16 protein-coding genes and 2 riboswitches are annotated in these 19,746 nt (G+C 67.3%); of the genes, 3 read left to right on the top strand and 13 right to left on the bottom strand.

The window, feature by feature from the left end:
- The first annotated feature begins 3 nt into the window (after window positions 1–3).
- Window positions 4–3,384, top strand: a complete 3,381-nt coding sequence (locus ACJH6H_RS01400; protein ID WP_406774131.1) for a pyruvate carboxylase — start codon at window positions 4–6, stop codon at window positions 3,382–3,384.
- A gap of 12 nt (window positions 3,385–3,396) precedes the next feature.
- Here the strand turns inward: ACJH6H_RS01400 and ACJH6H_RS01395 are convergent, their stop codons facing one another.
- The 5 genes from ACJH6H_RS01395 to ACJH6H_RS01375 all read right to left on the bottom strand — a co-directional run bounded on the left by ACJH6H_RS01395 (window position 3,397) and on the right by ACJH6H_RS01375 (window position 8,680).
- Window positions 3,397–4,314, bottom strand: a complete 918-nt coding sequence (locus ACJH6H_RS01395; RefSeq protein ID WP_212807284.1) for an NADP-dependent oxidoreductase — start codon at window positions 4,312–4,314, stop codon at window positions 3,397–3,399.
- 151 nt (window positions 4,315–4,465) lie between these two features.
- The gene (metE, locus tag ACJH6H_RS01390; protein WP_212807285.1) at window positions 4,466–6,739 is read right to left on the bottom strand and encodes a 5-methyltetrahydropteroyltriglutamate--homocysteine S-methyltransferase; all 2,274 of its coding nucleotides are present in this window, start codon (window positions 6,737–6,739) and stop codon (window positions 4,466–4,468) included.
- 114 nt (window positions 6,740–6,853) lie between these two features.
- A riboswitch (cobalamin riboswitch) is annotated at window positions 6,854–7,065 on the bottom strand.
- A gap of 23 nt (window positions 7,066–7,088) precedes the next feature.
- A complete protein-coding gene (locus ACJH6H_RS01385) occupies window positions 7,089–7,484 on the bottom strand; it encodes a YbjQ family protein (protein ID WP_133426369.1) in 396 nt (131 codons plus the stop codon).
- A gap of 57 nt (window positions 7,485–7,541) precedes the next feature.
- Window positions 7,542–8,450, bottom strand: coding sequence for a CbtA family protein (locus ACJH6H_RS01380; RefSeq protein ID WP_212807286.1), 909 nt, complete (start codon window positions 8,448–8,450; stop codon window positions 7,542–7,544).
- Window positions 8,451–8,464: 14 nt separating this feature from the next.
- Window positions 8,465–8,680 (bottom strand): CbtB-domain containing protein, encoded by a 216-nt coding sequence (locus ACJH6H_RS01375; RefSeq protein ID WP_020100912.1) that lies wholly within the window; start codon window positions 8,678–8,680, stop codon window positions 8,465–8,467.
- Window positions 8,681–8,728: 48 nt separating this feature from the next.
- Window positions 8,729–8,813, bottom strand: a riboswitch (adenosylcobalamin (AdoCbl) riboswitch).
- Between the two features lie 129 nt (window positions 8,814–8,942).
- Between ACJH6H_RS01375 and ACJH6H_RS01370 the strand changes: the two genes are divergently transcribed.
- On the top strand, window positions 8,943–9,398 hold the full coding sequence (locus tag ACJH6H_RS01370) for a hypothetical protein (protein WP_406774102.1): 456 nt from the start codon (window positions 8,943–8,945) through the stop codon (window positions 9,396–9,398).
- A gap of 45 nt (window positions 9,399–9,443) precedes the next feature.
- On the opposite strand, the gene clpC1 is transcribed toward ACJH6H_RS01370, so the two are convergent.
- From clpC1 to lysS, 3 genes are all read right to left on the bottom strand, one after another.
- Entirely contained in the window at window positions 9,444–11,966 is a 2,523-nt protein-coding gene (gene clpC1, locus ACJH6H_RS01365) for an ATP-dependent protease ATP-binding subunit ClpC (RefSeq protein ID WP_138250891.1), read from the bottom strand.
- Window positions 11,967–12,224: 258 nt separating this feature from the next.
- Window positions 12,225–12,572, bottom strand: coding sequence for a histone-like nucleoid-structuring protein Lsr2 (gene lsr2, locus ACJH6H_RS01360; protein WP_020100914.1), 348 nt, complete (start codon window positions 12,570–12,572; stop codon window positions 12,225–12,227).
- Between the two features lie 109 nt (window positions 12,573–12,681).
- Complete coding sequence (gene lysS, locus ACJH6H_RS01355) at window positions 12,682–14,184, bottom strand: lysine--tRNA ligase (protein WP_135356464.1); 1,503 nt, start codon at window positions 14,182–14,184, stop codon at window positions 12,682–12,684.
- A 24-nt stretch (window positions 14,185–14,208) separates the two neighbouring features.
- Here lysS and ACJH6H_RS01350 point away from each other — a divergent pair, with 24 nt between their 5' ends.
- On the top strand, window positions 14,209–15,456 hold the full coding sequence (locus ACJH6H_RS01350; RefSeq protein ID WP_212807288.1) for an alanine racemase: 1,248 nt from the start codon (window positions 14,209–14,211) through the stop codon (window positions 15,454–15,456).
- Here ACJH6H_RS01350 and ACJH6H_RS01345 read toward each other — a convergent pair.
- The 5 genes from ACJH6H_RS01345 to ACJH6H_RS01325 form a co-directional block, all read right to left on the bottom strand.
- The gene (locus ACJH6H_RS01345; RefSeq protein ID WP_135356462.1) at window positions 15,453–16,253 is read right to left on the bottom strand and encodes a type III pantothenate kinase; all 801 of its coding nucleotides are present in this window, start codon (window positions 16,251–16,253) and stop codon (window positions 15,453–15,455) included. The two genes, ACJH6H_RS01350 and ACJH6H_RS01345, sit on opposite strands and share 4 nt — an antisense overlap.
- A 5-nt stretch (window positions 16,254–16,258) precedes the next feature.
- The gene (gene panD, locus ACJH6H_RS01340) at window positions 16,259–16,666 is read right to left on the bottom strand and encodes an aspartate 1-decarboxylase (protein WP_020100918.1); all 408 of its coding nucleotides are present in this window, start codon (window positions 16,664–16,666) and stop codon (window positions 16,259–16,261) included.
- Window positions 16,666–17,622 carry a pantoate--beta-alanine ligase gene (gene panC / locus ACJH6H_RS01335; protein WP_135356461.1) on the bottom strand — a complete coding sequence of 319 codons (957 nt, stop codon included), beginning with the start codon at window positions 17,620–17,622 and terminating at the stop codon, window positions 16,666–16,668. Before panC ends, panD begins: the two co-directional genes overlap by 1 nt.
- Window positions 17,619–18,545, bottom strand: a complete 927-nt coding sequence (locus ACJH6H_RS01330; protein ID WP_406774101.1) for a Rossmann-like and DUF2520 domain-containing protein — start codon at window positions 18,543–18,545, stop codon at window positions 17,619–17,621. Before ACJH6H_RS01330 ends, panC begins: the two co-directional genes overlap by 4 nt.
- Window positions 18,546–18,625: 80 nt before the next feature.
- Window positions 18,626–19,696 (bottom strand): DUF6779 domain-containing protein, encoded by a 1,071-nt coding sequence (locus tag ACJH6H_RS01325; protein WP_406774100.1) that lies wholly within the window; start codon window positions 19,694–19,696, stop codon window positions 18,626–18,628.
- Window positions 19,697–19,746 lie beyond the last annotated feature (50 nt).

Below are 19,746 nucleotides of genomic sequence, written 5' to 3'. Positions count from 1 at the left end.
GCCATCACCAAAGTCCTCGTCGCCAACCGGGGTGAGATCGCGATCCGGGCCTTCCGGGCGGCCTATGAGCTGGGTATCGCGACGGTGGCGGTATACGCCCACGAGGACCGGAACTCCCCACACCGATTGAAGGCCGACGAGTCCTACCAGATCGGCGAGCCTGGCCATCCCGTTCGGGCTTATCTGTCGGTGCCCGACATCATCCGGGTGGCCCAGCTGTCCGGCGCCGACGCGGTGTACCCGGGATACGGATTCCTCTCGGAGAACCCCCAACTCGCGGCAGCGTGCGCCGCGGCCGGCATCACGTTCGTCGGCCCGAGTGCCGGCGTCCTGGAGTTGACCGGTAACAAGGCCAGCGCCATCGCCGCGGCCCGAACCGCCGGCCTACCGGCGCTCGCATCGTCGGCTCCGTCTGCGTCAGTCAGCGAATTGCTCACGGCCGCAGCCGGTATGGAGTTTCCCCTGTTCGTCAAGGCCGTCTCGGGTGGTGGCGGACGTGGCATGCGGCGGGTGACCGAGCCGGCCGCGCTGGCCGAGGCCATCGCGGCGGCGTCGCGCGAAGCGGAGTCTGCTTTCGGTGACCCGAACGTCTACCTCGAGCAGGCGGTCCTCAACCCCCGCCACATCGAGGTGCAGATACTGGCCGACGGAACCGGCGAGGTGATCCATCTCTTCGAACGGGACTGCAGTGTGCAACGCCGGCACCAGAAGGTGGTCGAGCTGGCCCCCGCCCCGAACCTCACCGACGAACTGCGGAACCGGATCTGTTCTGATGCGGTGACATTCGCGCGCCAGATCGGTTACTTCTGCGCCGGAACCGTCGAGTTCCTGCTCGACGAGCGCGGGCACCATGTGTTCATCGAGTGCAATCCGCGCATTCAGGTCGAGCACACGGTGACCGAGGAGATCACCGACGTCGACCTGGTCACCGCCCAGTTGCGGATCGCGGCCGGCCGGTCGTTGGCCGAGCTCGGGCTGAGCCAGGATCGTGTCAGAATCCGTGGCGCCGCCATGCAGTGCCGCATCACCACCGAAGATCCCGCCAACGGTTTCCGTCCCGACACCGGCCGGATCACCGCCTACCGTTCTCCCGGCGGTGCCGGCGTCCGGTTGGACGGCGGCACCAACGTCGGTGCGGAGATCAGCGCCCACTTCGACTCGATGCTGGTCAAACTCACCTGCCGCGGCCACGACTTCGCGACGGCGGTCAGGAGGGCCCGACGCGCCCTCGCGGAGTTCCGCATCCGCGGGGTGTCGACGAACATCCCCTTCCTGCAAGCGGTTCTCGATGATCCGGACTTCGCCGCAAGCAAGGTGTCGACATCGTTCATCGACGAGCGTGCGCAACTGCTGACGGCCCACACTCCAGGGGACCGCGGCACGCGCATCCTCAACTACCTCGCGGATGTCACGGTGAACCAACCGCATGGCGGTCGTCCATCGGCTGTGTATCCACGTGACAAGCTGCCGAAGATCGATCTCGACGGTCCGGCACCGGCGGGCAGCAAGCAGCTGCTGACCGAGCTCGGCCCAGAGCGCTTTGCGGCCGCCCTGCTGGAGTCGCCGCGGCTGTGGGTCACCGACACCACGTTCCGCGACGCCCATCAGTCGCTACTCGCAACTCGAGTGCGTACCTCGGGCCTGGTCAAGGTGGCCCCGTACGTGGCGCGCATGACGCCGCAGCTGCTGTCGGTCGAGTGCTGGGGCGGCGCGACCTACGACGTGGCGCTTCGGTTCCTGAAAGAGGACCCGTGGGAGCGGCTGGCCGCGCTGCGGGAGGCGATGCCCAACATCTGCCTCCAGATGCTGTTGCGCGGCCGGAACACCGTGGGTTACACACCCTATCCGACATCGGTCACGTCGGCGTTCGTACAGGAGGCCACCGCCACCGGCATCGACATCTTCCGCATCTTCGACGCGCTGAACAACGTGGAGTCGATGCGGCCGGCGATCGATGCAGTGCGCGAAACCGGTTCCGCGGTGGCCGAAGTCGCGATGTCCTACACCGGCAACCTCTCCGACCCCGCGGAGACGCTGTACACGCTCGACTACTGGCTGAAGCTGGCCGAGCAGATCGTCGATGCCGGTGCCCACGTGCTGGCAATCAAGGACATGGCCGGTCTGCTGCGACCACCCGCGGCGGCAAAACTCGTGTCGGCGTTGCGATCCCGTTTCGACCTGCCTGTACACGTCCACACCCACGACACCCCAGGTGGACAGCTGGCCACGTACGTCGCGGCCTGGCAGGCCGGTGCCTCTGCAGTCGACGGGGCGGCGGCACCGCTGGCCGGCACCACCAGCCAGCCTGCGCTGTCGTCGATCGTTGCGGCAGCCGCGCACACCGCGCACGACACCGGTCTGTCGTTGGCAAACGTCTGTGAGCTGGAACCGTATTGGGAGGCGTTGCGCCGCGTCTACGCGCCGTTCGAGGCGGGCCTGCCCGCACCGACCGGCCGCGTGTACACCCACGAGATCCCGGGCGGGCAGCTCAGCAATCTGCGTACCCAGGCCGCCGCCCTCGGGCTGGGCGGCCGGTTCGAGGACATCGAAAACGCCTATGCCGGAGCAGATCACGCTCTCGGCAGGCTGGTGAAGGTGACGCCGTCGAGCAAGGTGGTAGGTGATCTTGCGCTGGCGCTCGTCGGCGCCGGGATGAGCGCCGGGGAGTTCGCCGCCGACCCGCACCGCTGCGACATCCCGGATTCGGTGATCGGCTTCCTCCGCGGCGAGCTCGGCGACCCGCCCGGCGGCTGGCCGGAACCCTTGCGCAGCAAGGCCCTTCGCGGAAGGTCCGACACCAGGCCGACGGCAACCCTCACCGTCGAGGACTACGCCGAACTGGCGGAACCCGGTCTTACCCGCCGAGCGGCCCTGAATCGGCTGCTCTTCCCCGGTCCGACCCGCGAATTCCGCACGCATCGAGAACAATTCGGCGACACCTCCCGCCTGAGCGCCAACCAGTTCTTCTACGGGCTGCGCCGCGGCGAAGAGCACCGCGTCGAGTTGGAGAAGGGCGTCGAGCTGCTCATCGGTCTCGAGGCCATCTCCGAGCCCGATGACCGCGGCATGCGGACGGTGCTGTGCCTGTTGAACGGTCAGCTACGCCCGATCCTGGTGCGGGACAGGTCGATCGACAGCGCAGTCCGCGCGGTGGAGAAAGCGGACCGCGGCAACCCGGACCACGTTGCGGCGCCGTTCGCCGGCGTCGTGACGATCCGGGTGACCGTTGGCGAGCGGGTGAGCGCCGGCCAAACGGTCGCCACCATCGAGGCGATGAAGATGGAGGCAGCCATCACGTCGCCGAGAGCCGGTACCGTCACGCGGCTCGCGGTGGCGCCCACGGCCAGTGTCGAAGGCAATGACCTGCTGGTGGTGGTCAGCTGACCGTCGTAGTGTTCACGGCACGACGACGAGCTTGCCGTGCACATGGCCCGTCGTGCTCGCCGAGAGCGCGGCACCGGCTTCGGTCAGCGGGTACGTCTCGCTGATCGAGACGGCAAGACGTTCCTGCGCGACAAGCGTCGCGAGTTCGCGAAGGGCGGCGCCCAGTTCGCTTCCGGACCCACCGGCGTGCACCTCGATGCCGGTGTCGGCCTGGTCGAAGGCGACCAGCGTGAGCACCCGGGCCGGATCGCCGGTGAGCTCGATCGACAACGGAATCTCGCCGCGACCGGAGGCGTCGAGAACGGCGTCGACTCCGTCGGGTGCGGCGGCCCGCACCCTCTCGAGCAGACCATCGCCGTAGGTGACCGGCGTCGCGCCGAGCGAACGCAGGTATTCGTGGTTGGATTCACCCGCCGTGCCAATGACATTGACACCCTGAGCCTTTGCGAGCTGGACGGCAAAAGTACCTACGCCGCCCGCGGCCGCATGGATGAGCAGGGTGTCGCCCGCCTTGACGCCGAGCTTCCCCAGCACCGTGTACGCAGTGCCGCCCGCGCCTGCCAGCGAGCCCGCCACTTCCCAGCCGACGCCCTCAGGCTTACGGACGAGCTCGGCAGCTTCCGCCAGCGCAAGATCCGCGAACGAACCTGTCGTCGACCGGCCCAGAACCTCGTCGCCAACCGCCCACTCGGTCACCTCGGACCCAACGGCGTCGACGACGCCGGCCACGTCGGACCCCACACCGGCGGGCAGCTCGAGCGGCATCAGTTCGCGCATGTATCCGCCGAGGATCTTCCAGTCGATCGGATTGACGCCCGCGGCACGTACCGCGATTCGCACCTGGGTGGGTCCGGGAGCCGGCGGCTCGACATCGACCACTCGCAAAACCTCAGGTGTGCCGTATTCGGCGAACTGCACTACTCGCGACATCGATTCGTCTCCAATCGGTTTCCGGGCGCTGGCCCAGCAAGGTCAAGGCTCGGGCAGCCGGTTTTATTTCAGGTGACGCACTGCCGCGTGACCCCGAAAAGAACTGCGCTCCGGAACCTGGCTCAGGTTCCGGAGCGCAGTCATCGGCGAGCTATCCGGCGCGAACCAACAGTGCCGCCTGCACCATGCGCCGCAGCGACTCGGTCACCTCGTCGGTCTTGCGGGTCTTCAGCCCGCAGTCCGGGTTCACCCAGAGCCGTTCTGCCGGAACGGCATCCAGCGCACGGCGCAGCGATGTCGCCATCTCGCCGGTGGTGGGAACCCGGGGCGAGTGAATGTCGTACACACCGGGGCCGACGCTGTTCGAGAACCCGATGCCGTTGAGGTCGTCGAGGACCTCCATGTGTGAGCGTGCCGCCTCGATCGACGTCACGTCGGCATCGAGATCGGCAATGGCGCCGATCACCTCACCGAACTCCGAATAGCACAGGTGCGTGTGAATCTGCGTGGCGTCGCTGACGCCCGACGTCGAGAGCCGGAACGCGTCGACCGCCCACTGCAGGTAGGCCGCCTTGTCGGCATTGCGCAGCGGCAGCAGCTCTCGCAACGCCGGCTCGTCGACCTGGATGATCGCGATGCCGGCGGACTGCAGATCGACGGTCTCGTCCCGGATGGCCAGCGCCACCTGGTTGGCCGAGTCCGCCAGCGGCTGATCGTCGCGAACGAACGACCAGGCCAGGATCGTCACCGGGCCGGTGAGCATGCCCTTGACGGGCTTGTCGGTCAACGTCTGCGCGTAGGTCGCCCACTCGACCGTCATCGGCTGCCGCCTGGTGACGTCGCCGAAGAGGACCGGCGGGCGCACGCAGCGGCTGCCGTACGACTGCACCCAGCCGTTCTTGGTGGTCAAGAAGCCGTCGAGATGCTCGGCGAAGTACTGCACCATGTCGTTGCGCTCGGGCTCGCCGTGCACCAGCACATCGAGGCCGAGTTCCTCCTGCAACCGGATCACCGTCTCGACTTCGGATTTCATCCGGCCGATGTAATCGGCCTCGTCGATCTCGCCGGCGACGAACGCCGCCCGGGCCTTGCGGATCTCGACGGTCTGCGGGAACGAACCGATCGTCGTGGTCGGCAGTGCCGGCAGATGCAGGCGGGCGTCTTGTGCCTTACGCCGTTCGGCGGCCGGCCCGCGGCTGATGCCACCGGACAGGACCGTGCCGAGCCGGGCTCGGACGGCGGCGTTGTGCAGTCGCGGGTCGTGCCTGCGTGACGCGACCGCCCGGTTCGATGCCTCGAGCTGCGCGGCCACCGAGCCCCGGCCAGTGCGCAGCGCCGTCGCCAGCGTCGCGACCTCGTCGACTTTCTCGGCACCGAACGCCAGCCAGCCGCGGAGCGCGTCGTCGAGACCGTCCTCGCGCTCGAGCGAGTACGGGACGTGCAGCGTCGAGCACGACGTGGACACAGCCACCGAACGTGCCGACTCCTGCACTGACTCCAGCCGGACCAGTGCGGCCTCCAGGTCTGTGCGCCAGACGTTGCGGCCGTCGACGACGCCGGCCACCAACAGCTTGTCCGCGAGACCGGGAATTCCGGCCGTCGGCTGGTCACCGCCGGCGACGAAATCGACTGCGACGCCGTCGATCTGCGTGCGCGCCAGCGCCGGCAGCACACTCCCCAGCTCGCCGAAGTAGGTCGCGACCAGGATCGCCGGACGTTCGGCGGCTGCCGCGAGCGTGGCGTAGGCATACTCGGCCAATTCGGCGGCGTTGGCAGTGCCGTCCAGGATGTCGGTGACCAAGACGGGTTCGTCGATCTGCACCCACTCGGCACCGGCTGCGGCGAGTCGGCCCAGCAGTTCGGCATACAGCGGCAGCAGCTCGCCGAGGCGCCCGATGGGCACCTCGGCGCCGTCGACGGCCTTGCTCAGCGCCAGGAACGTGATCGGCCCGACGATCACCGGCCGGGCCGGAATACCCTGCGCCTGAGCCTCTTTGAGCTCTGCCAGCACCTTGTCCGGATGCAGTGTGAACGTGGTGTCGGGGCCGATCTCCGGGACCAGGTAGTGGTAATTGGTGTCGAACCACTTCGTCATCTCGAGCGGTGCGATGTCCGCCGTCCCGCGAGCCGCCGCGAAATAGCGATCGAGATCATCGGCAATGCCGCCCGCGCGACTCGGCAGGGCGCCGAGCAGTACCGCGGTGTCGAGCATCTGGTCGTAGTAGGAAAACGTATTGACCGGAATGGAATCCAGTCCGGCGGCCGACAACGCGGCGATGGTCTCGCGGCGCAGGCCCGCGGCGATTTCCTCGAGCGCGGCCCGGTCGATCCGGCCCGCCCAATAGCGTTCGACGGCCCGCTTGAGTTCACGGTTCGGACCGATGCGGGGCGCGCCGAGAATGGTTGCGGTGAATGGTGTTGACAACTGACGTCCTTCAAATGCGACGGAAGTGCGCACCGCCCAAGGACATTCATCGAGGACAGCACAAACCGCCCTCGGCGATCAGCCCATTCCACGAGGCGATGCACCGCCGGACGCGGCGCATCCGGCACAGCTGGCAGGTCTTCGGACTCGCAGGCACGCACCCTTCGGGTGCACCTAGTGGCCGTCGCTTCCCAGTCCGATGCGGACCAGTGCGGATGACGGCGGTCGTTCCTGCATACCGCTGCGGGACAGTCCCGGATTCTCACCGGGTTCCCTCTCATGGCGGTTCCCCGCCATTCGACGCCGCAGACACCGAAGCGTCATTGGCAAACCAGCTGCGCCGTGGAGATTACCCTGTCGGGCCCTGTGCCGGGCCCGGACCGCCGCCGTAACCCAACTGCTGTGCGGTGTAGCGGGCGGCGTCGGTGACCGGAACCGCTTGTACCGCAGTGCCGTACGCGCAGATCTCGGTCCACACGTCACCGATCTCGGTGGTGTCGAACCGCATCCCGATGATGGCATTGCCGCCGCGGGCGTGACATTCCTGGAGCAGCCGGCCCATGGCTTCGTTGCGGCTCTCGGCGAGGTTCTTGGTCATGCCCTGCAGCTCGCCGCCGAACATCGCCTTGAACCCGGCGCCCATCTGCGCGAAGGCGTTCCGGGACCGGACGGTGAGGCCGAACACCTCACCGCAGACCCGCTGAATCTCCCACCCGGGCAGGTCATTCGTCGTGACAACCAGCATGCTGCCGCCTTTCTGTGTCGGTATGCCTCGAACTGTAGTGCGCGGCAACCGCAATCGTCAGAGCGCGGCTGCCACGTCCTGTGCCGGTGCGGCCTTCCTGGCGCCACCGAGGTAGCGCTCGACGAGCCCGCCGAACACCAGCCCGATGACCGTCCAGATCAACGCCTGGTCGATCAGCGAGTACCACCGGAACTTCCACAGCAGGTCGGCGTCGAATCCGGGGTAGATCAACTGCCCGGGGGCGTAGACCTTGCCGTCGACGGTGACCGGCGTATCGAAGGTGTTGGTGATCGGCTGCGGCGTCTCGGTGGCGGCGCGCGCGAAGCCGAACTCGCCCGCGTGCTCGACATTGGCGGCCAGATCACCCAGCGACGGCAGCGCCGCCAGCAGACCGCCGTACAGCACGAAGAAGCCGAGCACCGAGATTCCGACGGCACGCGCCCAGCCGACCTTCGCAGACAGCTTGCGCGCGGCGAACACCGCGAGGCCCAGCAGGGCCAGCGACCCCCACACCATTCCCAGGTACAGGAAACCGCGGGCCTCCATGGTGAATTCATGGCCGACAGCGGGCGGGTTCGACGGGTATTTCACGAACGGCAACAGGTACACACCCAGGAAGCCGAAACCGGCGGTGGTCCAGCCCAGCACCTTGGGCCGGACCTGGAACCGGCCGTGCAGTACCAGATACGCGACAGCCACCAGCGCACCCATCGCCACAGAGAACGCGATGATGCCGGTGGCCGCACCGATACCCGACTGGATGGACCGGCTGAACAGCTCGGGCCCGTCCGGCTCGACCGGATGGCCCATGGCCGTGTGGACGGTCGAGAGCACGTTCATGCGGCCGGATTCGTAGTCGATGGCCTTGTCGATGGTGGGTTCAGCAAAAATCCAGGCAAACAGGAACCCCAGAATGCCGGCGATCAGACCGGCGAGGGCTCCGCGCCCGATGACGCGGATTTCCATGAAAGTCCCTTGCGTCAGTGGCAGGGGAAGCCGAGGAAGTGCCGCGAGTCGTGCACCCACTCGTGGACCACGACGGTCTTGCCGAACATCGACATCATGCCCTCGTCGATGCCGACGAGGTAGTACGCCAGCATGGCCAGGAAGATCGTCACGCCCAGCAGCACTGCCACTCGAGTGGCCGAAAGCGCCTTGGTCGATACGCCCGGCTTGGAAACCGCAATACTCGTCATGGTCAAACCTCCTACGGGGTCACGCGCCCCTACATTGTTCGGTTCTGCACGACGGCGAAAGATCTGACTCGCCGCAGAGGGCTCACAGTGGCGCAACCGTGCCGGATTCTCACCGGCTTCCATGCACCGTCGTAACGGGATCAAGATACACCGAACCGTTTCCCGTCCGCGCAGATCCGTAGGGACTTCCCTTATATCCGTGGCACCGCCGGGCGCTTAGCGTCGATCTCGACCCCCTGCACAGCGACGGAAAGGCACTGCGATGTTGTTCGCCACCACGGCCAGATTGGTCTGCACAGTCGCCACCGCCGCCACGCTCGCGGTGGCCGGATGTGGCACCGCCGGCCACAGTTCGAACTCGAGCGCGGGCACGGCCGGAGTGACCGCCGCAGCCGGCGGCAGCAGCGCCGGCGACTTCTGCACCCTCGACGCGAAGCTGGTTGCCCGCAAGCTCCACGACATGGACTCGGCGTTCGGCAACGGTGCGGCCAACCAGAGCCAGATCGTCGACGACCTGCTCAAGGACGCGCCCGTCACGCAGAGCGAACTCATCGCCGCGGCACCCGCCGAGCCGCACCGCTACCTCGCAGACCTCGCCGATCCCAGCAAGATGGACGCGATGATGGACAACATGAAGGCGCTGAACGACTGGGCGCTCAAGAACTGCGACGCCAAGTACCGCCCGCTGTTCGAAGCGCACGGCAAGTACGTCGGCTGATACGGAAATGCCCCCGACGAATCGGGGGCATTTCGCGTTGTCGTCCTACTCGGCGGCAGTCGCCGCGGCCTCGGCCAGGTCGGCCGATTCCTTCCGACGGCCGGCGAAGGTGAACACCGCATCCTCGGTGTTGTTGCTCTCGCCGTCCCAGTTCTCGACATCCACTGTGACCAGCTGACCGGGGCCGACCTCCTCGAAGAGAATCTTCTCGGAGAGCTGGTCCTCGATCTCGCGCTGGATGGTCCGGCGCAGCGGACGGGCACCGAGCACCGGATCGAAGCCGCGCTTGGCCAGCAGTGCCTTGGCCTTGTCGGTCAGCTCCATCTCCATGTCCTTGGCCTTGAGCTGCTTGCCGACCCGGCCGATCATCAGGTCGACCATCTGGATGATCTCGTCCTGCGTCAGCTGGTGGAACACGATGATGTCGTCGATACGGTTCAGGAACTCCGGGCGGAAGTGCTTCTTCAGCTCGTCGTGCACCTTGAGCTTCATGCGCTCGTAGTTGTTCTCGCCGCCACCCTGGGTGAAGCCGAGGCCGACCGCCTTGCTGATGTCGCTCGTACCGAGGTTCGAGGTGAAGATCAGCACGGTGTTCTTGAAGTCGACGGTGCGACCCTGGCCGTCGGTCAGGCGACCGTCTTCGAGGACCTGCAGGAGGCTGTTGTAGATCTCCTGATGGGCCTTCTCGATCTCGTCGAACAGCACGACGCTGAACGGCTTGCGGCGCACCTTCTCGGTGAGCTGGCCACCCTCTTCGTAGCCGACGTAGCCCGGAGGGGCACCGAACAGCCGCGACGCGGTGAAGCGGTCGTGGAACTCGCCCATGTCGATCTGGATGAGCGCGTCGTCGTCACCGAACAGGAACTCGGCCAGCGCCTTCGACAGCTCGGTCTTACCGACACCGGACGGGCCGGCGAAGATGAACGAGCCCGACGGACGCTTCGGGTCCTTCAGGCCGGCGCGGGTACGCCGGATGGCCTTCGAGACGGCCTTGACGGCATCGACCTGGCCGATGATCCGCTTGTGCAGCTCATCTTCCATGCGCAGCAGACGCGTGGTCTCGGCCTCGGTCAGCTTGAAGACCGGGATGCCGGTCCAGTTGCCCAGGACCTCGGCGATCTGCTCGTCGTCGACCTCGGCGACCACGTCCAGATCACCCGAACGCCACTGCTTCTCCCGCTCGGCGCGCTGGGCGACCAGCGTCTTCTCCGAATCACGCAGCCGGGCTGCCTTTTCGAAGTCCTGCGCGTCGATGGCCGATTCCTTCTCCCGGCGCGCGTCGGCGATCTTCTCGTCGAACTCGCGCAGGTCTGGCGGAGCGGTCATCCGGCGGATGCGCATCCGGGCCCCGGCCTCGTCGATCAGGTCGATGGCCTTGTCCGGCAGGAACCGGTCGTTGATGTAGCGGTCGGCCAGCGTCGCGGCAGCCACCAGCGCACCGTCGGTGATGGAGACGCGGTGGTGCGCCTCGTAACGGTCGCGCAGACCCTTGAGGATCTCGATGGTGTGCTCGACGGTCGGCTCGCCCACCTGGACCGGCTGGAACCGGCGCTCGAGGGCGGCGTCCTTCTCGATGTACTTGCGGTACTCGTCGAGAGTGGTCGCACCGATCGTCTGCAGCTCACCACGGGCCAGCTTGGGCTTCAGGATGCTGGCGGCATCGATGGCGCCCTCGGCGGCACCCGCACCCACGAGCGTGTGCAGCTCGTCGATGAACAGGATGATGTCGCCGCGGGTGTTGATCTCCTTGAGCACCTTCTTCAGGCGCTCTTCGAAGTCACCGCGGTAACGGCTGCCGGCCACCAGCGAACCCAGGTCCAGCGTGTAGAGCTGCTTGTCCTTGAGCGTCTCGGGAACCTCGCCGTGCACGATGGCCTGCGCCAGGCCCTCGACGACGGCGGTCTTACCGACACCGGGCTCGCCGATCAGCACCGGGTTGTTCTTGGTGCGCCGGCTCAGCACCTGCATGACCCGCTCGATTTCCTTCTCGCGGCCGATGACCGGATCGAGCTTGCCCTCGGCGGCGGCGGCGGTCAGGTTGCGGCCGAACTGGTCGAGCACGAGCGACGTCGACGGGTTGCCCGTCTCGCCGCCGCGGCCACCGGTGCCGGCTTCGGCGGTCTCCTTGCCCTGGTACCCAGACAGCAGCTGGATGACCTGCTGACGCACACGGGTCAGTTCGGCGCCCAGCTTGACGAGCACCTGAGCGGCGACGCCCTCGCCCTCACGGATCAGGCCGAGCAGAATGTGCTCGGTGCCGATGTAGTTGTGCCCGAGCTGCAGCGCCTCGCGCAGCGACAGCTCCAGCACCTTCTTGGCGCGCGGCGTGAACGGAATGTGGCCGGACGGCGCCTGCTGCCCCTGGCCGATGATCTCTTCGACCTGGCTGCGCACACCCTCCAGCGAGATGCCCAGCGATTCCAGCGACTTGGCGGCTACGCCCTCGCCCTCATGAATGAGGCCAAGCAGGATGTGCTCGGTGCCGATGTAATTGTGGTTGAGCATCCGGGCTTCTTCTTGAGCCAGGACGACGACCCGACGGGCCCGGTCGGTGAATCTCTCAAACATCGGTGGTTACCTGCTCTCCCTCGTAGCGCAGCTCCTGCCACGTCACTTCGCGTGTCGCAACGCTGTGCGCCTACCGTCCACTCTAATGGGCGGCGACCATGCGTGCCCTGCGGTATCCCCTAGCTCGCGGGGCCACTCAGCGCTGCGAAAAGGCCAACGCGCTGGGGCTATGAAACGTTTCCCGGATCGGCCTGACCGGGCTACGCCGAAAGCGAACAGAGAAACCGCGGGCAACCCTGATTTTTGTTGCCCGCCGGCTCAGGTGGCGGCGTGGAACGCGTCGATGATCTCCGCCGGAATACGGCCCCGGCTGGAGACATTGTGGCCGTTGCGGCGCGCCCATTCCCGGATCGCGGCGCTCTGCTCACGGTCGATGGACGCGCGGCCCCGCCCTGTCGCGCCGGTGCTGGCGCGGCCGCGGCGGCGACCACCGACACGACGGCCGGCCTCGACCCATTTCTTCAAATCATTCCGAAGCTTGGTGGCGTTCTTGGTGGTGAGGTCGATCTCGTAGTTCACCCCGTCGAGAGCAAATTCGACCGTCTCATCCGCCGCACCTTCACCGTCGAAATCGTCGACGAGCGTGACAGTCACTTTCTTTGCCATCGGCCCACACTAACCCTTCTGCCTCGGAAAAATGCAGAATCGACTCTGCCATAACAATGCTGGCATAGGAGTTCAATTCCTTCAACAAGTCTCAGGGTCAGCTCAGTTTTCAGTCGGCTTGGCGCCGCACAATCGGGAACAAAACCGTGTCCCTAATCGTCAACCCCGTCAACGCCATGAGCAAGCGGTCGAGTCCCATTCCTGTTCCGGTCGTCGGCGGCATCGCATACTCCAATGCGATAAGGAAATCCTCATCAAGTCGCATTGCCTCGTCATCACCGGCAGCGGCGGCACGCGCCTGCGCCTCGAAACGCTCGCGTTGAATCACCGGATCGATCAACTCCGAATATCCGGTGGCGAGCTCGAACTTCCGGACATACAGATCCCATTTTTCTGTAACGCCCGGAATACTGCGGTGGGCCCGAGTGAGCGGCGTGGTCTCCACCGGGAAATCCCGGACGAAGGTCGGCGCCCAAAGGTGATCGCCGACGGTGTGCTCCCACAGTTCCTCGATCAATTTCCCGTGGCCGTATCCGCGGTCCCTGGGAATCTCGGCGCCGAGCCGTTCGGCCACCTTCCACAGGTACTCGACCGAAGTCTCCGGGGTGATCTCCTCACCCAGCGCTTCCGACAACGACGGATACATTTCGATGGTCGCCCATTCACCATCGAGGTCATAGGTGGAACCGTCCGGCAGCGGGACCATTCGGGTACCAATGGCCTCGTCGGCAACCTCCTGAATAAGCTCACGCGTCACAATCGCGGAATCGTCATATGTGCCGTAGGCCTGATAAGTCTCCAACATCGCAAATTCCGGTGAATGCGTGGAATCCGCGCCCTCGTTGCGAAAGTTCCGATTAAGCTCAAAAACCTTCTCGAAGCCACCGACCAGGCAGCGCTTCAGGAACAACTCGGGCGCGATGCGCAGGTACAGATCCGCATCGAGCGCGTTGGAGTGCGTGATGAATGGCCGGGCGGCAGCGCCACCGGGCAGCGTCTGCAGCATCGGGGTCTCGACTTCGAGAAAACCGCGACGCTCCAATGCCGAACGCAATGCCCGCACCACCGCAATGCGCTGGCGGGCGACATTGCGGGCCTCGGGCCGCACGATCAGGTCGACGTACCGCTGCCGGACCCGCGTCTCTTCATTCAATTCCTTGTGCGCGACGGGAAGCGGTCGCAGCGCCTTGGACACAATTTGCCAGTTCTGGGCAAGCACAGACAATTCCCCGCGCCGGGAGCTGATGACCTCGCCCTCGATGAAGACGATGTCGCCCAGGTCGACGTCGGACTTCCAGGCATCGAGCGACTCCTGGCCCACCTTGTCCAGGCTCAGCATGGCCTGCAACTGGGTGCCGTCACCCTCCTGCAGCGTCGCGAAGCACAGCTTTCCAGAGTTCCGGGCGAACACCACACGCCCTGCGACGCCGACGATGTCACCGGTCGCGGTGTCCGCGGCGAGCTCCGGATAGGCCGCCCGCAGCTCGGCCAGGGTGTGGGTACGCGGCACCTCGACCGGATACGGGTCGCGCCCCTCGGCCAGCAGCCGCTCACGCTTGGCCTGGCGGATGCGGAACTGCTCGGGAATGTCGGGGCTGTCGGCTTCGCTCACGAAATGCCAGCTTAAATGAAGCCCATGGCCACCAGTTTCGAGCAGTCCGCCGTAGACGCGCTGGACCACGAGCCGATCGACTGGAAATTCAAGGGACTGCCGGCCTCGTGGTGGGGCCAGACGCCTGCTCAGGTGTGCCGGCGACGCCCCAGTCTGTTCGCCGACGGCGCGGTGTCGCCGGTGTGCACACTGCGTACCCAGCCGCTGGTGCACAACATGGTCACCATGGCGCGCTGGTGCCGGCGCCGGGGCGTACAGCTCGCGCCGCACGGCAAGACCCACATGTCACCGCAGCTTCTCGCCCGTCAGCTCGGCGCGGGAGCAGTGGCTGTCACGGCCGCCACCATCAGCCAGGTCCGGGTGTTTCGGGCGTTCGGGGTGCGCCGGATCATCCTGGCCAACGAGCTCGTCGACGTCACCGGGCTGCGCTGGCTGGCCGCCGAGCTGGACGCCAATCCCGACTTCGAGCTGACCTGTTGGGTGGACTCGGTGCGTGGCGTGCAGTTGATGACGTCCGCGCTGACCGGCCGGCGCCGCCAGGTGGACGTCTGCGTCGAGATCGGCCAGCCGGGCGGCCGCACCGGCTGCCGCGACGCCGAGACCGTCGACGCCGTGGCGCGCGCGGCGGTGGACTCGGACCGGCTGCGGCTCGTCGGCGTCGCCGGATACGAGGCGGCCACCGGCCATGAGGTCGGTGACGCCGCGGTGGCTGCCGTCTCGGCGTACCTGCAGACCATGCGCGACACCGTCATCCGGTTGCACACGCTGTTCGAGACCGACGAGATCCTGGCGACGGCCGGCGGCAGCACGTACTTCGACCTGGTCGCCGACATCCTGACCGGTTGGCCCGACGGCATGACGGTGCAGACCGTCCTGCGCAGCGGCTGCTACCTGACGCACGACGACGGTCTCTACGCCCGCACGACGCCGCTCGGCCGCACCGACAGCGCCCACCTGGAGCCCGCGCTCAGCGTGTGGGCGCAGGTGCTGTCCCGGCCCGAGCCCGACCTCGCCATCGTGGGCATGGGCCGCCGCGACGTCTCGTTCGACCAGGACCTGCCCGTGCCGTACGGGCGGCCCGACAGCCGCGTCGAGAAGCTCAACGACCAGCACGCCTACCTGCGGCTGGCACCGGCCGACCAGGACCTGGCCGTCGGTGACTGGCTGGAATTCGGCATCTCACACCCGTGCACGGTGTTCGACAAGTGGCAGCTGATCCCGGTGCTCGACGCCGACCACCGGGTGGTCGAGTTGGTCCGGACGTTCTTCTAGGCCCGGCGGGCGTTGCGCTGGTTGCGCTCGAAGACCAGGCGGAGGCCGTCGAGCGTGAGGTTCTTCTCGTAGTGCTGCACGGTCCGTAGATCGGGCAGCACCAGCTGCGCGGTGTGACCGGTGGCCACCACGGTGACGTGGTTTCCGTCGAAGCCGTCGACATCGTCACGCACGCGGTTCACCAGGCCGTCCACCAGGGCCGCGAAACCGAACACCGCACCGGCCTGCATGCACTCGACGGTGTTCTTGCCGATCACCGACCGCGGCCGGGTCAGCTCGACGCGGCGCAGCGCCGCCGAACGGGCCGCGGCCGCATCAGAGGACACCTGGACCCCGGGCGCGATGGCACCACCGAGGAACTCACCCTTGGCCGAGACGACGTCGACGCAGATCGACGACCCGAAGTCGACGACGATGGCCGCGGTGCCGTACTTGTGGTACGCCGCAAGGCAGTTGACGATGCGGTCGGCCCCGACCTCTTTCGGGTTGTCGACCAGCAGCGGGATGCCGGTGCGCACACCCGGCTCGATCAGCACGTGCGGCACCTTCGGCCAGTACTGGTCCAGCATCACCCGGATTTCGTGCAGCACCGACGGCACCGTCGACAAACCCGTTGCACCGAGCAGGTTTTCGGCGTCGTCACCGATCAGGCCGTCGATGGTTAGCGCGAGCTCGTCGGCCGTCACCTCCGACTCGGTCCGAATCCGCCAGTTCTGCACCACTTTTGCGTGATCTCCGGAGCCGGAGATCAACCCGACGATGGTGTGGGTGTTGCGGACATCGATTGCCAGCAGCACCGGCGTTACCGCGGTGACAGCAGGCCGTCGACGCCGTCCGGGACGTGCGCGGCGTCGTGCGAGAAGTCGATCTGCCGGTTCTGCGCGTCGACGAAGATGACGTTCGGCTGGTACGTGCGGGCCTCGGCATCGTCCATGGTGGCGTAGGCGATGAGGATCACCAGGTCACCCGGATGGATCAGATGCGCTGCGGCACCGTTGATCCCGATGATGCCGGTGCCGCGCTCACCGGTGATGGCGTAGGTGACCAGCCGGTTGCCGTTGTCGATGTCGACGATGGTGACCTGCTCACCCTCGAGGATGTCGGCGGCGTCCATCAGGTCGGCGTCGATGGTCACCGAACCCACGTAGTGCAGGTCCGCCTGCGTCACCGTGGCCCGGTGAATCTTGGACTTCAGCATGGTGCGAAACATCAATTCCTCCAAGGTAATTCGTGGTTTCCGTCCTGGTCTAAGGCAGACCCCACATTGGGGTGACCGTCGATCCCTGCGGATGCACCGATGTCGATGGCGATGTTGTCCAACAATCTGGTCGTGCCGAGCCGGCCCACCACCAGCATCCGGGCCGGGCCCGAGGCCGGTGCCGGACCCAGCCAGGGGTCCCGGACTTCCAGATAGTCGACGTCGATGGCGGGTACCTCGTCGAGGACCGCCCGGGCCGCATCGAGTGCGGCGGCCGCGCCGTGCGACGCGGAGTACTTACCGGCGAGCAGCGCCGCGGACAACGCCCCGGCCTGCTCGCGCTGTTCAGCATCGAGGTAGCGGTTGCGCGACGACATGGCCAGTCCGTCGGACTCGCGCACGATCGGCACCGCCTGGATGCGCACGTCGAGGTCGAGGTCGTCGACCATCTGGCGCACCAGAACCAGCTGCTGGTAATCCTTTTCGCCGAAGAACGCGCGGTCGGGCCGCACGATGTTCAGGAGCTTGAGCACCACGGTCAGCATCCCGGCGAAGTGTGTCGGGCGGGAGCCGCCCTCCAGCTCGGCGCCCAGCGGGCCGGGCACGACCGTGGTGCGCCGGCCGTTGGGGTACATCGCGGCGGCGCTGGGCGCGAACACGATGTCGACGTCCTCGCCCCGCAGCAGCTCGACGTCGGAGTCCAGCGTCCGCGGGTAGGCATCCAGGTCCTCCCCCGCGCCGAACTGCAAGGGGTTGACGAAAATCGACACCACCACGACGGCGCCGGGCACCTTCTTGGCGGAGCGCACCAGCTCCAGGTGCCCCTCGTGCAGCGCGCCCATGGTCGGCACGAGCATCACCCGGCGCCCGGTGGCGCGCAGCACCCGCGACACATCCGACACGTCGGTCGGATTGGTGTAGAGGTTCAGCTCGCCGGCGGTGAACTTCGGCGGCCTGCGATCGGTCACTGCGCTCTCCCTGAGTCGTTCAACACGGCGAAAACCTCTTCGGGTGCGTGGGCACGTTGTGCGGTGCGCAGCGACATGGCCCGATATGCCTGCGCCAGTTCGGGATTCACTTCTGCCATGGCATGCAGATGGGCGGCGACAGCGGCGCCGTCACCGCGAGCCACCGGGCCGGTCAGCGCACTCTGCCCGCGCTGCAGCGCGTTTTCCAGGGAGGCCCGCGCCAGCGGCGCGAGGATGCGTTCGGCGATGCCGGCGGGGTCACCCGTGACCAGTTCCTGCCCCAGCAGTTCCTGCCCCGCGAGCGCCTCGCGCAGGGCTTCGACGGCGTCGAGGACGACGGTGATGACGTGATTGCCGGCGTGCGCCAGGGCCGCGTGATAGAGCGTGCGGGCGTCTTCGCGAACCCGGAACGGTTCGCCGCCGATCTCGAGAACCAGGGACTGGGCGATGGCGTAGCCGATGTCGTCGGCCGCGGTGATGCCGAAACACGTCTCCGACAGCCGGGTGATGTCTTCGTCCGAGCCGGTGAACGTCATGGCCGGGTGGATGGCCAGCGGGATACAGCCCTGCTCGGTCAGCGGGGCCAGCACGGCGATGCCGTTGGCGCCCGAGGTGTGCACGACGATGGTGCCGGGACGGACCGATCCGGTGGCCGCCAGGCCGGCGACGACGGACGTCAGCTCGGCGTCCGGCACGGCCAGCAGCAGGAGTTCGGCCTTGGCGGCGACGTCGTGCGCGGGCAGCACCTGGGTGTCGGGCAGCCGGCGCTCGGCACGGCCGCGCGACGTATGGGAGATCGCGCTACACGCGACGACGACGTGGTCGGCGCGCTCCAGCGCAACACCCAGCGCACTGCCGACCCGCCCTGCGGAAATGATTCCGACAGTGAGCCGGGCCGGACGCAGTCCGTCGAGCTGCTTCATTGCAGCGACCTCACAATTGGTGGTTTCTCCTCGTTCCAGTCCTGCTCGGCAGGTACCGGACGGTCACCGCAGAGCGTAGCTCAGTCCTCGCGGCGACGTCGACGGCCGCCGCCGCTGGGATTGGCCTGCAGCCGCGCCAGCAATTCGGCCGCCGGCTGCCCGCCAACGTGCTGACCTGCGGGTTCATCGTCCGGCTCGGCTCGGCGCCGACGGCCGGATGTGACAGGGGTCTCCGTCGCGGGCGGCGCAGTGGCCGGTTCCATGGGGGCCCCGTGACGGCCCCGGCGCGGCGGTTCGGGAGCCGGCTCGGGAGCGGGTGGGACGACCGGCAGCGTCATGGTCGGTTCGGGTCCGCGGTCCTGGACCGGCGGCGGGGGCGGGGGCGGCGCCGGTTCCGGCGTCGCGGCAGCCCAGTTGCTGCCGGGCTGACCGGCCGGAATCCACTGGCCTTCGGCCGGGGTCGGCTGCCAGTCGGACGGGCCCGGCTCCGGCGGACGACGGTGCGCGCCACCGAACGGCGGCTGCGGCGGCGGGGGTGGTGGCGCCCAGGGGTCCGGCGGCACATGCGGCTCGGCCGCCACGTCGATGATGGGGCTCTCTTCGGTGTTCGGCTCAGACATCAGGTCGGGCCGGTCCTCGGTGTCGATCCGGCTGGCGACGACGCGGCCGACCGGCGCGGCCTGCCCGGTGCGGTCGGTCTCGAGCGCCGGGCGGTGCGCCAGATCGGTGTCGAAGTAGAACTCGAGGTTGGCGCGCAGCGCGGCCAGCTCCGCACGCAGCGCCGCGACCTCGTCGGCCGACTGGGCGCGCAGTTCGGAAGCGAGCTCACGGCGCAGATGCGATTCCAGCGACAGTTCGTATTCACGGCGCGCCGCGATCTCGCGGTCCAGCTGCAGGTCGTAGACGAGCTTGAGGTCGCGGGCCCGGGCCTGGTCCAGATCAGCCTGGCGCCGGTAGATGAACGAGGCGAACGCCGCCGCCACCGCGGCCCACAGGGCAATGACAACAGCGAGTTTCAGCAACTCGACCTGATCGGTGAACACCAGCGCGGAACTGGCGATGATCGCCAGCACCAGCAACGCCGTCAGCAGCAACCAACCCGGCCTGCGGTTCGCACGCCTGCCGCGCGCAGCCCGGGTCGGATCGATCATGGGCTGACTGTACCGTTTTGCCTTCCCATCGCAGGTCGACCGACACCCCG

It is taken from the genome of Mycobacterium sp. SMC-21, from assembly GCF_045310825.1.
Taxonomy (GTDB): Bacteria; Actinomycetota; Actinomycetes; order Mycobacteriales; family Mycobacteriaceae; genus Mycobacterium.
The sequence above is the reverse complement of the archived record's forward strand: the minus strand, read 5'-3'. Positions and strand labels throughout refer to the sequence as shown.